We start from the raw sequence: 15623 nt of genomic DNA on the forward strand, positions 1-15623 counted from the left end.
TCGAATAATGAAGAAACTATTTAAAGGTTTTGCTGTTGCAGCAGTACTATCTGTTTCTGCAGGTACCGCGCTTAATGCACATGCAAATACTGATGCTTTAGATAAAATTCTTGAGCAAGTAAAGCAAGAACGTATCTCTGAAGGTAAAATCAATAAGCAACGTGAGCAAGAGTTCTTATCAGAACGTGCTGACAAGCAAGCATTACTTAACAAAGCAAAAAGCCAATTAGCGTCTGAAAAAGCACGCGGTGACAGCTTAGCTAAGCAATATGCACAAAACGAAAATACATTAGCTGAAAAAGAGCAAGCGCTTCAAAACGCACAAGGTACTCTTGGTGAAATGTTTGGTGTTGTACGTCGTGCAGCGCAAGACGCTATCGGTTCTATCGAAGCTTCACTAGTAAGTGCTGAAAAGCCAGGCCGTGCAGAAGTACTTCGTTCATTAGCAGCTGCTAAAGAGCTTCCAACAGTTCGTGAACTTGAAGAACTTTGGATTGCACTTCAAACAGAAATGACTGAGTCAGCAAAAGTTTCTACTTTTGAAACTGAAGTATCAGGTCTTGACGGCAACTCTACAGTTAAGCAAGTAACACGTATTGGTAACTTTAACTTAGTTACTGACGAAGGTTACTTAATCTACTCGCCAGAGACAAAATCTATTCAGCCTTTAGGTAAACAACCTGATAGCTACATTTTAGATGGTATCTCTGCTCTTGAAGGTACTTCTTCTGACAATTACGCTGGCGTATACATTGACCCGACTCGTGGTGCAATCTTACGTATCAACACGCAGAAGAAAACGCTTATGGAATACTACGAGCAAGGTGCTGAAGTTGGTTACATCATCACAGTTTTATTAGCTGTTGGTCTACTAATCTTCTTAGTACGTTTCGTTGACTTAGCGCTTACTACTTCTAAGATCAAGTCTCAGCTTAAAAACTTGTCTACACCGAATACAAACAACCCACTGGGTCGTATTCTTAAAGTGTACCATGACAACAAGAGCCAAGACGTTGAAAACCTTGAGCTTAAACTTGATGAAGCTATCTTACGTGAAACGCCACGTGTTGAAGCTGGTATTAACATCATCAAGATTCTTGCTGCAATCGCACCGTTACTTGGTCTACTAGGTACAGTAATCGGTATGATCTTAACGTTCCAAACAATCACATTGTTCGGTACGGGCGATCCGAAGATCATGGCTGGTAACATCTCTCTAGCTCTTGTAACTACAGCGCTAGGTCTAATTGCTGCACTACCACTTATCCTACTTCATTCAATTGTTGCAGGTCGTAGTAAGTCAGTATTACATATCCTTGATGAGCAAAGCGCGGGTATCGTTGCTACTCACGCGGAGAAGGAGAAAGCCTAATGCTAGTCCTGATGGAGATATGGGAATCTATCAGGGATTTTGTTGGCACAGGCGGCCAGGTATTATACGTGGTCGCGATAGCACTCTTTCTTATGTGGGTTTTAATGATTGAGCGCTATTGGTTCCTACTTGCTGAATTTCCTCGTTTAACGAAGGATATTGTAGCAAAGTGGGATGCCCGCCAAGACACTACGTCTTGGTACGCACACAGAATCCGTGAAGCATGGATTTCTGAAGCGTCTGAAAAATTAGATCAGCGTATGTTGTTGATTAAAACATTAGTAGCTGTTTGTCCTTTAATAGGCTTACTTGGAACTGTAACGGGTATGATCGCGGTTTTCGAAACCATGGCAACCCAAGGTACTGGTAATGCACGTTTAATGGCATCAGGTATTTCAATGGCAACAATCCCAACAATGGCTGGAATGGTTGCGGCACTATCTGGAGTTTTCTTTAGCTCACGCCTTGAGGCAAGAGCGAGAATGGTGAAAGCCAAACTTGTAGATAGCATGCCTCATCACTAGAGAGAGAATTAAATATGGCACGTAAACAACGTTTTCGTGAAGAAGAAGAAGCAGCGGTAGATATGACGCCAATGCTTGACATCGTATTTATCATGCTTATTTTCTTTATCGTAACTACATCGTTCGTTAAAGAGGCTGGTATCGAGGTCAATAAACCTAAAGCGGCCCAAGCTACGAAGCAAAAAAATGCTAACATTTTTGTTGCTATTCGCAGTGATGGTGCTATCTGGATTGATAAACAGCAAGTTGATGTTGAACGTGTTTCAGCAAAAATCGAAAGTTTATTAGCAGAACAACCTACTGATGTTGTGATTTTGCAAGCTGATAAAGAAGCAAAGCACGGCGTAGTGGTTAAAGTTATGGACCAGATCAAAGCGACAGGTGACAACCTGAGAATTTCAATAGCTGGAGATCAGTAATGATTCGTTTTCTGTTTTCACTGATTGCAGGTGGGGCAGTTACTTTCGGCTTGTTCTACTTCATGGCTTACCTCATCTCTGGTGGGGCTGACCGTAATACTGAACAAAAAGAGCAGATCATAGTCGAAATAATGACGAATCCGCCTGAATCTAAGGTGCAGGAGAGGAAGCGTGTTCCGCCTCCGCCTCCGCCACCGCCAAAGCAGCCGCCTAAACCGCAGCCGCCACAGCCGGAGAATAACAATCCTAACCCTGGTGCTATGTCATTTAACATGGGTAGCATTGATGTAGGAAGTTCGGCTGGTGGACTAAGTGGTCCAGGTGCATTTGGACGAGATGGTGATGCGACACCTATCGTTCGTATTGAACCAAAATATCCAACGCAAGCAGCGCGTGATGGTAAAGAAGGTTGGGTACAACTTTCGTTCACAATTGATGAGTTAGGTGGTGTGACTGACGTTCAAGTTATTGACGCAGAACCAAAACGTATCTTTGACCGTGAAGCTAAACGTGCATTACGCAAGTGGAAATACCGTCCTAAAATTATTGACGGTAAACCACAGAAACAAGTTGGTTTACAAGTTCAACTAGACTTTAAACTTAACCAAGGCTAAGGAGGCGAGTAATGAGAAATTTATCTAAAGTAACTGCTCTTGCAATTCTTATGTCTGTGTCAGGTGCAGCTATAACTGCACCTGTATTAGCAGCGCCGGATTACGCTAAAATTGAAGAGCGTAAAAAAGCCAAGACTAAAATCATGGGCGAGCGTACTGGTAAAAAGGTAATTAAAGCGTTTGACTTGTACAATGAAGACAAAATTGATGAAGCAATTGCCTTGTTAAAAGAGATTGACGCATCTAACGACTTCGATAAAGCGACTGTAAATCGTTACTTAGGTAGCATGTACGCGCAAAAAGAGAAGTACGATGAAGCGATTAAATACTCTAGACAAGCTGTTGCCCCTGATATTTTAAACTTCGCAGATCACGAGCAAACTTTAAAGCTATTAGGTGATTTATACGCAGGTACTGAAAAGTTCCAAGAAGCCAAAAAAGCTTATACAGCTTGGATGGACTTCACCGGCGAAGAAGACCCTAAAGTGTATACTCGTATCGCGCAAGCTAACTATCAGTTAGGTCAGTTTCGTGATGTTTTTAAACCTGCCGACAAGGCAATCTCTTTACAAAAGGAGCCTAACAAGGCCCCTTACCAATTAAAATTAGGTTCTTACTTTGAACTTAAAGACTACGCCAACATGGTGAAAATTGGTGAAGAGATTGTACGAGTTTGGCCAGATGACAAAAAAGCCTGGGTTAGTTTAGGTAAATACTACCTACAAACCGAAGACTACTCTAAAGGTCTAGCGACCATGGAAGTAGCATTCAAAAATGGCTATTTTGAAGCGGAAGTAGATTACAAAGTACTTTCTAACTTTTACTCTTTAAACGAAATTCCATTTAAAGCGGCTAAAACCCTTGAAAATGCGATTAAAGAAGACAAAGTTAAGCGTACTAAGCAAAATGTTAACGCAATTGCTAGTAACTACCACCGTTCTAAAGACATCGAAAAAGCTGCTAAGTACTACGAAGAAGCTGCTAAATTTGACGACGATGCAGAGCTTTACCGCAAAGCAGGATCGTTACTTTTACAATCTGAGAACTTTAGTGCTGCTGTTGTTCGTTTGAACAAAGCGTTAGAGCTTGGCTCTGACAAAAAAGGCACCATTTATTCAGATTTAGCTGAAGCGTACTACTACCAAGCTAAATACAAGCAAGCTTATGCTGCTATTACTAAAGCAATGGACGACCCACGCACACGTAAGTTTGCTAAAGGTTGGTCTACATTTATTAAAGATAAAGCCGCTCGCAACGGTGTTAAAATTTAACTTTAATTTGTTTTAGCAATTATATAAAAAGCCCCTTTGGGGCTTTTTTTATTGGAATTTATAATGAATAAAACGCATCTTTTGTCTGTCCTATTTAGTCTGTTTTTGGTTGCTTGTTCAAAACAACCACTGCCTTTTGAATCTTATGATGCTGCGCAGCAGAGTATTAAAAGTTTAAACACGGCGCTTAAGCCTGCGGACACTGCAAGTGTATCCACTGAACAAGTACTGCCTTTTTCCTCAGCGTATTTATCGCTTCGTCATCAGATGTATCAGCGCCTACAAACAATGACTCTTTCAAATGCGCAAACACAGCAGCTAAATTACTTAATTATTGCTGAGCGCTTTCCTGAGCGCTTTTTCAGCTGGCCTGCACAGGTCAATGTGTTAGAGAACCTATTATCAGCGCAAATGCAAAATACTAAGGCTAACGAGGTAATTGAGTGGCTTAAGTTCACTCAAGATCAATTAGATAGTGCGCTGCAAAGCAATTTGAGATTAAACAAGGTTGAATTAAACCTCCTGCAGGGCTACTTACAAACGCCACTATTAAAACAATCTAGCGCAAACGATTTAAAAGCCCAGATTGCAGAGTTTAATGATTACTTGGCCCAATACAAACCAAGGGGAAGCATTGGCTTACGTGGACTTGCTAATGGCAGTGAATGGTATCAAAGTAAACTAAATTACTTCAGTGGGGCAGTTAAGTCGCCTTTGCAATGGGTTGATACTATTAATCAGCATCTTCAAATGAACTCGCACACTGCACCTAATTTGAGCTATAACGAGCATCATAGTACTTCGTTTATTAGCCAATATTTAAGCCAGGCGCCAAAAGTAAAAGGGATTGATTGGCAAACTGATTACATGCTGTTGCCAGCTATGGCTAAAAACAGCCAGCTGAGCCCAGAAGATAAAAGGCTAATGCTTGCGCTAATGGAAACTGATGTAGGTATACACTACCATGCATGGACTTTATCTCAGGCAAAAGTGAACTTAGTAAAACGATTAGCTATTTCACAGCGCGATGCGCAGTATTTAGTTGAAGATAGTGTGCTTTACCCAGGCCACGCTTTTAGTTTTGCCGAGCAACTATTAACACTTTAAACGCTTATGTGCGCTTAGCGCACATTTCACAGCGCTGTGTTGCAGGGTCTTTTTTAAGTAACCGCTCAGAAATTGCTTCTTCACAATCGCAGCAATAGCCGTATTGACCAATATCAATTTGGCTTATTGCCGCTTCTAATTCTGTCAGCCTATTAACTAAAGTTTGATATTCAGGACCTAAGTGGTAGGTGGCAGTGTCAAGCCATTCGTTATGCTGGCTAGTTAATATAACGTCACGTAGCTTAAGATGGGCAGGGTGTGCTGATTGGCTCAGCATCGCTAATATTACTGATTTAACGTGTGCTATTTCACTGTGCAGTTGTTGCTGATAAAGCATATTGGTATAACCTTCATTTAGCGTTTCGTTATACCAGTATTATCTGAGCTGCGCTGCTTATACGCTATGATTTGAATCAAGTTGCGGAGACTTAGCGTATTTTTTTAAAACTTGGGCTACATCACCTTTTACTTTAAGACGTCTTATTTCATCAAATAGTGCATTAGCTTGTGGGTATTGGCGTTTTAGATAACCCAGCCACTGTTTAGTACGAGAGGCAAAATATTTTTCATCTTGTGTGGGGTCTTGATGAATAGCAGAGTGAATCAAATGATAAATTATATGTTCCCACTCTAGGCCATTATATTGTTCATTATTAACATGAGCTTTAATTTTTTTCGCTAAATCAGGGTGAGAAAGCGCACCGCGCCCTAGCATTAAATCGCTACACTGGCTTCGGGATTGGCAAAGTAGGGCATCTTCCACTTGCCAAATTTCACCGTTGGCAACCACGGCTATGTTTTTACCTTTTATTAGCGGGGGGATTTTTTCCCAGTATGCAGGTGGGTTATAACCATCACGCTTAGTACGGGCATGTATTGCAATACTATCTGCACCTGCGCTTACAACGGCATCTACAATTTCTTGGCTATTGCTATCATCATCAAAGCCCAAGCGTATTTTAGCGCTTACTTGATGTTTAGTATCTACCGCATCCCTTACTGCTTTGATTATGTCATACATATGATCAGGGTCTTTTAGCAGTACAGCGCCCCCGCGGCTTTTATTTACCGTTTTTGCAGGGCAGCCAAAATTAAGATCTATACCGTGGGAGCCTAATTCGATAGCTCTAACCGCATTTTCTGCTAATACGTCGGCCACTTGCCCTAATAACTGTACGCGCACAGGAGTACCGGCTTTGGTTAAACCGTTATTATTGAGCTCAGGGCAATAGCGATGAAACACTTTAGCCGGTAAACATTTATCAATTACTCTAACAAATTCTGTTACGCATAGGTCAAAGCCACCAATATTGGTAAGAAGTTGGCGCATTTTAAAATCAACAACACCTTCCATAGGCGCTAAAACAAGTTTCATAGAGTATTTTTATTGAAAAAACGGGTGCGTAGTGTACCTGCAAAGTATGGTTTGATAAAACTTAAATTACTGCCCATATTTGTTTGTATAAATTTAAAAGTAAAAAAAATGAAAATAAATGAAAGTTTTTATTTGATAGCGGGTCTATTTAATTATACAAGCAACGCATAATTGACAATAATTAGTTTGCGTTATCTTAATACACACTTATATAAGAGAGTCATACAATGAATACAGTAAAGAAAAACTCAATCGCGTTAACCTTAGGTGCAGTAGTTGTTGGCTCTGCAAGTTTTGCCTCTGCAGATGCACAAGCAAACCCATTTGAATTTCAACAGCTAGTAAGCGGATACCAGCTTGATGCGGCAGAAGGTAAGTGCGGTGAAGGCAAATGTGGCGGCGACGCAAAAGGTAAAAAAGAAGGTAAGTGCGGCGAAGGGCAAGTGCGGCGAAGGCAAATGTGGCGGCGACGCAAAAGGCAAAAAAGAAGGTAAATGTGGCGAAGGTAAATGTGGTGGCGACGCAAAAGGCAAAAAAGAAGGTAAGTGCGGCGAAGGTAAATGTGGTGGCGACGCAAAAGGTAAAAAAGAAGGTAAATGCGGCGAAGGCAAATGTGGCGGCCAATAACAGGCTGATTTAAGTACCTGATTTACTCAGATATACGTTATGCTAAAAGGGCCAAAAGGCCCTTTTTGTTTTAGGAGATAATGATGAGAGCAACACAAAACTCAGCATTTGGGATGGTGGGCTTAGGTCTTCGTCGAGAGATGCTTGATGAACTACTAGCGCATACACCAAAGCAAATTGATTTTATGGAAGTAGCGCCTGAAAACTGGCTTAAGCTGGGAGGGCGCTTTAAAAAACAATTTAAAACCTTAACTGACGCCAATAATTTTGTTTGCCATGGTTTATCGCTTTCTATCGGCTCGCCTGAACCTCTTGATATTGAATTTGTTAAATCGCTAAAAACGTTTTTTGATCAGCACAACATTAAACTATTCAGTGAGCACCTAAGCTACTGCTCTGGCAAAGGGCATATGTACGATTTAATGCCAATCCCTTTTACTGAAGATGCCATTGCACACGTTGTACCTCGCATCAAACAAGTGCAAGATATTTTAGAGCGCCAAATAGCCATCGAAAATGTCTCTTATTATGCGGCGCCTGGCCAGCAGTTATCTGAGCTTGAATTTACAAACACGATTTTAGAGCAAGCTGATTGTAAGCTACTGCTTGATGTAAATAATATTTATGTTAATTCAATTAATCATGGTTACAACGCCGAAGCGTTTTTATTAGGGTTACCTTCAAAACGCATTGCATATGGGCACGTAGCTGGGCACTACAATGAAGCCGATGATTTAATTGTTGATACCCACGGCGCGGATGTTATTGACCCCGTATGGGACTTGCTTGATAAAGCGTACCAAGCGCATGGGGTGTTTCCTACCTTATTAGAGCGTGATTTTAATATTCCAAGTATAAATACACTAACAAAAGAGCTTGATATTATTCACGATTTACAAAATAAGCAGTTATGCGCATCGCCTACTCAGCAATTAGCATAAAGGAATAAATATGAGCTTTATTGACAGCCAAAATGAGTTTATGGCGCACATACGTGAGCCTGAGCATAACCCAAAGCCTAACGATATTGAAGATAGACGCATGGCGATTTACCGTGACTTATTTTTTAATAATATTGCAGGGTTCATCTCATCTGGTTTTCCGGTGCTTAAAACTTTATATACACAGCAGCAATGGCAAAAATTAATAAGGGCTTTTTTTAGTGAGCATGACTGTAAGTCGCCTTACTTTTTAGACATAGCAGGGGAGTTTATTAATTACTTATCGAGCAGCTATACCCTGCAAGAGTACGATTATGCATTTATGCTGGAGCTGGCACATTATGAGTGGATAGAGCTTGATGTTTCCGTGGCTAATGAAGATACCAACGAGCAACGCTTAAAAAGCACTGAACTAACCAGTTCTGCACTTTACTTATCGAGTGTAGCGCGTAATTTAAGCTACCAATATGCGGTGCAAAATATCAGCACAGAATATAAACCCAGCACGCCATCTGAGCAGCCTAATTACTTTGTTGTATACAGAGATGATAACGACGACGTACAGTTTTTAGCCACAAATGCAATGACCGCCTTGCTACTTTCAATAATAGAATCCAATGCGGGCATTGAGTTTGAAAGTGTATGCCAGCAGGTTTTAGTCCACGCGCCTAATTTTAGCGAACAACAAATTGCGCATGGTGCGTTAAGTACGCTTAATGCAATGTGCGAGCGCGGTATTATCGTGACAAAAAATCAACATTAAGGTCTTTATAGATGTTTTTACTTCGTCTATCATGGCAGCCTTATTTGTCGTGCTTAAAAAAAGGTTATACCAATGTCAGATGATAAAGACTTTAAAGATCCGTTTAACGCTACTTACTTTATTGCTTTTTTAGCAGTTTTTGTGGGTATTGGCTGTTTAAATGCGATTTTGGGCTGGATCACAAGCCTAACTTAAAGCTCCTTGCTCTATAAAGGCTGTTGTTTATATCAGCCTTAAGCTTCTTTTCTTCCTCCACCCTTATAATTTTCAAACCACCTCGGTATTAATAACAGCAAACTCGCATTTTAACGTCAGTTAAGGTTATAATCAGCTGCTTTGAAATATAAACTATTGAGCAATTAAACTTATGACTCAAGTAACACCCGCTATTATTAAAAACAGTATCGCAACCATTGCCGACTATCCTAAACCAGGCATTATGTTTCGTGATGTAACAACACTAATGGCAAATCCAGAAGCCTTTAAAGCAACAATCGATGCTTTTATAAACGAATATAAAAACCAAGGCTTTACAAAAATTATTGGTACAGAATCTCGCGGCTTTATTTTTGGTGCACCGCTATCTTACGCGTTAGGGATCCCTTTTATTCCTGTTCGTAAGCCAGGCAAGCTACCACGCGAAGTGATTCGCCAAGATTACCTACTTGAATACGGTGAAGACACATTAGAGCTTCATGTTGATGCTATTGTCCCAGGCGACAAAGTATTATTAGTTGACGATTTATTAGCTACCGGTGGCACAATTGAAGCCACAGCAAAGCTAGTTGCAAAATTAGGCGGCACAGCCACTGATGCAGCGTTTGTTGTTTCATTACCAGAGCTTGGTGGTGAGCAGCGTATAGAAAAAATGGGTATTAAAATCTTAAAACTGGTTGAGTTTGAAGGCGAGTAATTGATGAGTTATCAGGTTCTAGCGAGAAAATGGCGTCCGCAAACCTTTCATGAATTGGTTGGCCAGTCTCATGTAAAGCAAGCGCTTGTTAATGCGCTAACGCAAAATAGACTGCATCACGCTTATTTATTCACTGGAACCCGTGGTGTGGGTAAAACGACCATTGCGCGTATTTTTGCTAAAAGCTTAAATTGTGATGAGGGTATATCGGCATCTCCATGTGGGCAATGTAGCAGTTGTACTGATATAGAAGCAGGGCGATACATTGACTTACTTGAAATCGATGCCGCTTCTCGCACCAAAGTAGAAGATACTCGTGAAATTCTTGATAACGTTCAATATGCACCCACGCGTGGACGTTACAAAGTATACCTAATAGATGAAGTACACATGCTCTCTAAGCATAGCTTTAACGCGTTATTAAAAACGTTAGAAGAGCCGCCAGAGCATGTGAAATTTTTACTAGCAACCACTGATCCGCAAAAGTTACCTGTTACCATTTTATCGCGCTGTTTACAGTTTAACTTAAATGCACTTTCGCAAAGCGAAATTAAAACTCAGCTTGAGCATGTCCTTACTCAAGAGGAATTAAATTTTGATAAAGATGCGCTAAGTATTATTGCAAAAGCCGCCGATGGCAGTATGCGTGACGCGTTGAGCTTAACAGATCAAGCTATTGCGCAAACCAACGGCGACATAAACAATCAAGCCGTACAAGCTATGCTTGGTTTAATGGACACCCATTACAGCCAAAGTTTGCTTGCTGCTTTGTTAGCACAAGATGGTGGCGCACTGATGGACGAAATAGCCCAAGTAGCGAGCCGTAATCCTAACTATATTGCACTACTTGATGATTTAATTGCATTAACTCACCTTATTCAATTAACTCAGCTTGTCCCGCAAGCAGCGCAACTTGATGATAAAAACGCCGATTATGTTAGTCATGTTGCACAGCACACCCAGGCTCAACAAATACAGGTTTATTACCAGTTACTATTAAACGGTAAAAAAGACTTACAATGGGCGCCAGAGCCTCGTTTAGGCTTTGAAATGATAATGCTGCGTTTATTAGCATTTGAATCTGCAGGTACAACGCTTGCTCAATCGCTTCCTGAGCCTAGTGTCACACCAAGTGCAGCCACGTCTGCGCCTACCAGTAGTAAAGGCCGTGCCGATGCGCTGCGTGATATATTAAATAAAAATAAAACACCATCGCAAGACGAAATCCCTGCTCCGCAAGCAATGGTTGAGAAAAGCCAAAACCAAAGCACTGCGCAAAGCCAAACAATTGATGAACCAGTAGAGCAACCGCCCACAGAGCAGCTAACACGCTCGCCAAGTGAGCAACACAGCAACAGCGTATCACCTGCGGCTCAAAGCCCGCAAAACGATATACCGAGCCCTGTGCAGCAAAGTGAGCACTTTACTAAGAGTGACGATGCTGCTGAGCGCCAAAGTGAAGACGATGCTTATCTGCAACACAGTAATATGGAGCAAAGCTTAGCTGCACAATTTGATGATGTTATGAGCAGTGCGGTGGATCAAGGTTATAACCCTGCACCTGTAGCGCAACACACACAACCCGCGCCTGAAAACGCCGATGCTAAAGATAGCAGTGTGCGTGAACAAGAAGCTCAAGCACAATCAGCAATTGCGCGAATTTTGCGGGATAGAAATATATCGGGGGCAGGCAGGCTTTCAGGGGGGAGTGTAAATACCCCTGAGCAAGCGCAAACACCAAAAACACCTGCCCAAGCTACGCCTAACAGCAAAGCAAAGCCACATAATACAAGCCCGCAAGCGAGTGAGTCACAAAACGATTCACCGCCATGGCATGACCATGCGCAAGGCGATAGCGAAAAAAAGCCAACGCTCCCAGTAACAGGGAGCCAAACGCCAGCTGAGCCAGTAACGCAAAGCCAGCCAGCGCGTAAGGTTGATTTTAAAGAAAAGCATCAAACAATTACTGAAAACTTAGCGCCTGAGCTGCTTGAGCAAATTAACCCGCAAAAAAAGCCTGAGGTAATAGAGCAAGAGCCCGCTATACCGGTCCCAGATGATTTTCAAAGCCCAATTAGCGAGATTAAATTTGCGCATCAGCAAGATGAGTGGGCTTATTTAATTAAGCGTATGGGGCTTGGTGGGCGAATGCGCCAATTTGCATTACACTCGATTTTTACCAAGCAAGGCGACAGTTTACATATTGACGTGGATGAATCGCAAAAACACTTAGATACGCCCATGCTTAGGCAAAAGCTCGATGCGGCGTTATCAAGCATTTACGGGCATAACGTATCGCTGAGTATTAACTTTGCAAAAGGGGTGATTGACTCGCCTTATTTAATTCAGCAAAAAATAGATGCAGGGCGACACCAGCAAGCAATAGATGTGATCACATCTGATGAAAACATAGTACAATTTCAGCAGCTATTTAGCGCCGAAATAGACGAAAACAGTATTCAGGCATTGTAATTAAATACAATCGCCCTTATCTTCATGACAACTAGAGTTTAAAAGAAAGAGAGAAAATTATGTTTAAAGGTGGAATGGGTAACATGATGAAGCAAGCGCAGCAAATGCAAGAGCGCATGCAAAAAGCCCAAGACGAAATCGCGACAATGGAAGTTGTTGGCGAAGCCGGCGCAGGCCTTGTAAAAGTAACCATGCTTGGTAATCATAACGTGCGTCGTGTTGAGCTTGATGAAAGCCTTATGGAAGACGACAAAGACATGATTGAAGATTTACTTGCTGCAGCATGTAACGATGCTGTTCGCCGCGTTGCTGACGAAACGCAAGAGCGTATGGGCAAAGTAACTGGCGGTATGCAATTACCACCAGGTATGAAAATGCCGTTTTAAGCAAATATGCAACTTTCAGATAGTTTAACGCAGCTTATAGAAGCGCTACGTTGCCAACCGGGTATTGGTCCTAAATCGGCTCAGCGCATTGCGTTTCATTTATTAGAGCGCGATCGTAAAGGCGGTACTCAACTTGGTAACGCATTGACCAAAGCCATGGGCGCGGTTGGGCATTGTCAGTCGTGCCGCACTTTTACTGAGCAAGCGCAGTGTGATATTTGCTTAAGTACAAAACGCCAAGACAGTGGTGTGCTGTGTGTTGTTGAATCGCCTACCGATGTGTTGGCAATAGAGCAAACAGGCCAATACCTTGGTTTATATTTTGTACTTATGGGGCATTTATCGCCAATTGACGGTATTGGCCCTAAAGAAATAGGCCTTGATATACTTGAACAAAAGCTCTCGCACGGCGGTATTAACGAAGTGATTTTAGCTACCAACCCCACGGTTGAGGGCGAAACCACTGCACATTATATTGCCCAGCTTTGCCATAAATATAAAGTAGGGGCCTCGCGTATAGCGCATGGTATACCTGTTGGTGGCGAGCTTGATTTAGTAGATGGCACAACGTTAATGCATGCATTTAGTGGCCGCCGAGCGGTTATGCAGGACTAACACAACTATCTGAAATCGTTTTAAAAGCCTACATAGTAAAATATGTGGGCTTTTTTGTGTTTGCTATTTAATTACCGTATAACGTGTGTGGGTTTGCCGGTAATCATATTAAATTAATAAATGAGTTAAACTTGGCGACGTTGTGTTATAAATTATTGACTAACAACAACTAGATAACGTGATAGTTGCACGGCTCACGCGCCTTAAAAATATCGCTCAAGTTGCTATAAAAACATCAGGAATTTATCTGATTAGTAAGGAGTACTATGCAAAATAATAAACACGACAATAAAGGCGGTTTACTCAGCAGTAAGCGCTTTTTACCGCTATTTGTAACGCAGTTTTTGTCGGCTATGAATGATAATGTGTATAAGCAATCCGTGCTTATATTGTTAGTGTTTCAAGCTGCAACCCTTGGCGATGGTGCGCTGTATTCAAACCTTGCAGCGGGCTTATTTATATTACCGTTTTTTTTATTCTCAGGAATGGCGGGGCAATTAGCCGAAAAAACAGAAAAATCAAAGCTGATCCGGCTTGTTAAATTTTGCGAAATACCGATTATGGTTATTGGCGCAGCCTCTATTTTTACGCAATATGTGTGGCTAATGCTGACCACCGTGTTTTTTATGGGCTTGCAAAGTACTTTTTTTGGCCCGCTTAAGTATTCAATATTACCGCAGCATGTGGCACCTAACGAATTAACAAAAGCCAATGGTTTGGTTGAGTCTGCCACTTTTGTAGCTATTTTAATTGGTACTATTTTTGGCACCTATTACATTACTCAAACAACAGGTCCAACAATTATTAGTATTGCCGTGCTGATACTTGCGGTACTTGGCTTTTTCAGTAGCCGCTTTATTCCTATAAGCCAAGCCAATAATCCTAATTTGCACTTTACCTATAATATTTTTTCATCCACTAAAAATGTATTTAAAGCGCTTAATGCTCAAACAGAATCGGTTGGTAAATCGGTGTTGGGTATAAGCTGGTTTTGGCTAATAGGCGCGGTTATTTTAACGGCATTACCTAATTACGTTAAGCATGTAATGGGTGGCGATGAACTCGTGGTAACCAGTGCGCTGGTGGTGTTTTCGCTAAGCATTGCCGTGGGGTCTTTGTTGTGCGAAAAGCTCTCGCGCTCACGTATTGAGCTGGGCATTGTACCTTTTGGCGCTATTTTAATTACGCTATTTTTGTATTTATTAAGCCAAGAGCCGGCTATTAGTGAATATATCGTGCCCACTGAAAATTTATTAACGCTTAAACAAGTACTCAATACAGGCGACATGGTATGGCATTTTGTTTGGATGGTAGGTATTGGTATTGCATCCGGTTTTTATACTGTGCCGCTGTATGCGCTTATTCAACAGCGTACCGAGGAGGCAAGTCGTTCACGGGTGATTGCTGCTAATAATGTGCTTAATGCGCTCTTTATGGTTGGCAGTGCCATATTAAGTATTGTAACGCTCTCTGTTTTAGAGTGGCATATTTCGTCGTTACTATTGCTTTTGGCGGGGCTTAATTTGCTTATTTCTATTTATATTTACACTAAGGTACCGGAATTTTTCTTGCGCTTTGTTATCTATATTTTAGCCATATGCATGTATCGCGTGCACACAAAAGGGCATGAAAATATTCCAAGCGAAGGCGCAGCCGTTATTGTAGCTAACCATGTAAGCTTTGTAGATTGGATGTTTATTTTAGCCACTTCGCCTAGGCCTATACGCTTTATGGTGTTTGCTCCCATTTATTACTCAAAAGCGCTGCATTGGCTATTTAAAATGGCAAAAGCTATTCCAATTGATAGCGAAAAAGCCAACCCAAAGGCGTTTGCAAAAGCATTTGATGAGGTTGCCGCAGCGCTTGAACGCGGTGAGTTAGTTGGTATTTTTCCTGAAGGAAAACTAACAAGTAATGGTGAAATGGACATGTTTAGGCGGGGCATTGAGCGCATTATAGCGCGCACACCTGTGCCTGTTGTGCCCGTTCACTTAGGTGGCTTGTGGGGCAGTATGTTTAGCCGTAAAGCCAAGTGGCAACTACCACGCCTTAAATGGTCTTTAGTATCGGTGAGTGTGGGAGAGCCGATTGAAGCTGAGCAGGTAAGTGCTAATTATTTACACGAACAAGTCAGCGCTTTAAAAGCCCAGCACGCTAAAAATACACCGTAGTTTAACCCTAAAAGCCACATTTTTATGTGGCTTTTTATTTATGTCAGCGCAAA

18 protein-coding genes are annotated in these 15623 nt (G+C 41.6%); 16 read left to right on the forward strand and 2 right to left on the reverse strand.

The window, feature by feature from the left end; genetic code table 11:
- Nucleotides 1–7: 7 nt before the first annotated feature.
- The 6 genes from AN390_RS13260 (at nt 8) to AN390_RS13285 (ending at nt 5307) form a co-directional block, all read left to right on the forward strand.
- Entirely contained in the window at nt 8–1372 is a 1365-nt protein-coding gene (locus AN390_RS13260) for a MotA/TolQ/ExbB proton channel family protein (RefSeq protein WP_004588136.1), read from the forward strand.
- On the forward strand, nt 1372–1896 hold the full coding sequence (locus AN390_RS13265) for a MotA/TolQ/ExbB proton channel family protein (protein ID WP_004588135.1): 525 nt from the start codon (nt 1372–1374) through the stop codon (nt 1894–1896). Before AN390_RS13260 ends, AN390_RS13265 begins: the two co-directional genes overlap by 1 nt.
- A 14-nt stretch (nt 1897–1910) precedes the next feature.
- Nucleotides 1911–2315 (forward strand): biopolymer transporter ExbD, encoded by a 405-nt coding sequence (locus tag AN390_RS13270; RefSeq protein WP_004588134.1) that lies wholly within the window; start codon nt 1911–1913, stop codon nt 2313–2315.
- A complete protein-coding gene (locus AN390_RS13275; RefSeq protein ID WP_004588133.1) occupies nt 2315–2929 on the forward strand; it encodes an energy transducer TonB in 615 nt (204 codons plus the stop codon). Before AN390_RS13270 ends, AN390_RS13275 begins: the two co-directional genes overlap by 1 nt.
- Nucleotides 2930–2940: 11 nt before the next feature.
- Nucleotides 2941–4200: a hypothetical protein gene (locus AN390_RS13280; RefSeq protein ID WP_004588132.1), complete on the forward strand. Its 1260-nt coding sequence runs from the start codon at nt 2941–2943 to the stop codon at nt 4198–4200.
- A gap of 63 nt (nt 4201–4263) precedes the next feature.
- Nucleotides 4264–5307 (forward strand): hypothetical protein, encoded by a 1044-nt coding sequence (locus tag AN390_RS13285; RefSeq protein WP_055255001.1) that lies wholly within the window; start codon nt 4264–4266, stop codon nt 5305–5307.
- 4 nt (nt 5308–5311) lie between these two features.
- Here the strand turns inward: AN390_RS13285 and AN390_RS13290 are convergent, their stop codons facing one another.
- On the reverse strand, nt 5312–5644 hold the full coding sequence (locus AN390_RS13290) for a TraR/DksA C4-type zinc finger protein (RefSeq protein WP_004588130.1): 333 nt from the start codon (nt 5642–5644) through the stop codon (nt 5312–5314).
- 57 nt (nt 5645–5701) lie between these two features.
- The gene (locus AN390_RS13295; protein WP_055255003.1) at nt 5702–6682 is read right to left on the reverse strand and encodes a tRNA-dihydrouridine synthase; all 981 of its coding nucleotides are present in this window, start codon (nt 6680–6682) and stop codon (nt 5702–5704) included.
- A gap of 227 nt (nt 6683–6909) precedes the next feature.
- Here AN390_RS13295 and AN390_RS13300 point away from each other — a divergent pair, with 227 nt between their 5' ends.
- From AN390_RS13300 to AN390_RS13335, 10 genes are all read left to right on the forward strand, one after another.
- Nucleotides 6910–7176 carry a hypothetical protein gene (locus tag AN390_RS13300; protein WP_408003175.1) on the forward strand — a complete coding sequence of 89 codons (267 nt, stop codon included), beginning with the start codon at nt 6910–6912 and terminating at the stop codon, nt 7174–7176.
- A gap of 2 nt (nt 7177–7178) precedes the next feature.
- Nucleotides 7179–7322, forward strand: a complete 144-nt coding sequence (locus AN390_RS19995) for a hypothetical protein (protein ID WP_408003176.1) — start codon at nt 7179–7181, stop codon at nt 7320–7322.
- A gap of 100 nt (nt 7323–7422) precedes the next feature.
- Entirely contained in the window at nt 7423–8250 is an 828-nt protein-coding gene (locus tag AN390_RS13305; protein WP_095206655.1) for a DUF692 domain-containing protein, read from the forward strand.
- 10 nt (nt 8251–8260) lie between these two features.
- Complete coding sequence (locus tag AN390_RS13310; RefSeq protein WP_055255005.1) at nt 8261–9013, forward strand: DUF2063 domain-containing protein; 753 nt, start codon at nt 8261–8263, stop codon at nt 9011–9013.
- Nucleotides 9014–9085: 72 nt separating this feature from the next.
- On the forward strand, nt 9086–9208 hold the full coding sequence (locus tag AN390_RS19950; protein ID WP_004588125.1) for a hypothetical protein: 123 nt from the start codon (nt 9086–9088) through the stop codon (nt 9206–9208).
- Between the two features lie 172 nt (nt 9209–9380).
- Nucleotides 9381–9926 (forward strand): adenine phosphoribosyltransferase, encoded by a 546-nt coding sequence (gene apt, locus AN390_RS13315; protein WP_004588124.1) that lies wholly within the window; start codon nt 9381–9383, stop codon nt 9924–9926.
- Nucleotides 9927–9929: 3 nt separating this feature from the next.
- Nucleotides 9930–12398, forward strand: a complete 2469-nt coding sequence (dnaX, locus tag AN390_RS13320) for a DNA polymerase III subunit gamma/tau (protein WP_055255007.1) — start codon at nt 9930–9932, stop codon at nt 12396–12398.
- Nucleotides 12399–12457: 59 nt separating this feature from the next.
- Nucleotides 12458–12784, forward strand: a complete 327-nt coding sequence (locus tag AN390_RS13325) for a YbaB/EbfC family nucleoid-associated protein (RefSeq protein ID WP_004588122.1) — start codon at nt 12458–12460, stop codon at nt 12782–12784.
- 6 nt (nt 12785–12790) lie between these two features.
- A complete protein-coding gene (recR, locus tag AN390_RS13330; RefSeq protein ID WP_004588121.1) occupies nt 12791–13399 on the forward strand; it encodes a recombination mediator RecR in 609 nt (202 codons plus the stop codon).
- Between the two features lie 266 nt (nt 13400–13665).
- Complete coding sequence (locus tag AN390_RS13335; RefSeq protein ID WP_055255009.1) at nt 13666–15570, forward strand: MFS transporter; 1905 nt, start codon at nt 13666–13668, stop codon at nt 15568–15570.
- Nucleotides 15571–15623 lie beyond the last annotated feature (53 nt).

This window comes from Pseudoalteromonas sp. P1-11 (genome assembly GCF_001399995.1).
In the GTDB taxonomy this organism is placed as follows: domain Bacteria; phylum Pseudomonadota; class Gammaproteobacteria; order Enterobacterales; family Alteromonadaceae; genus Pseudoalteromonas; species Pseudoalteromonas atlantica.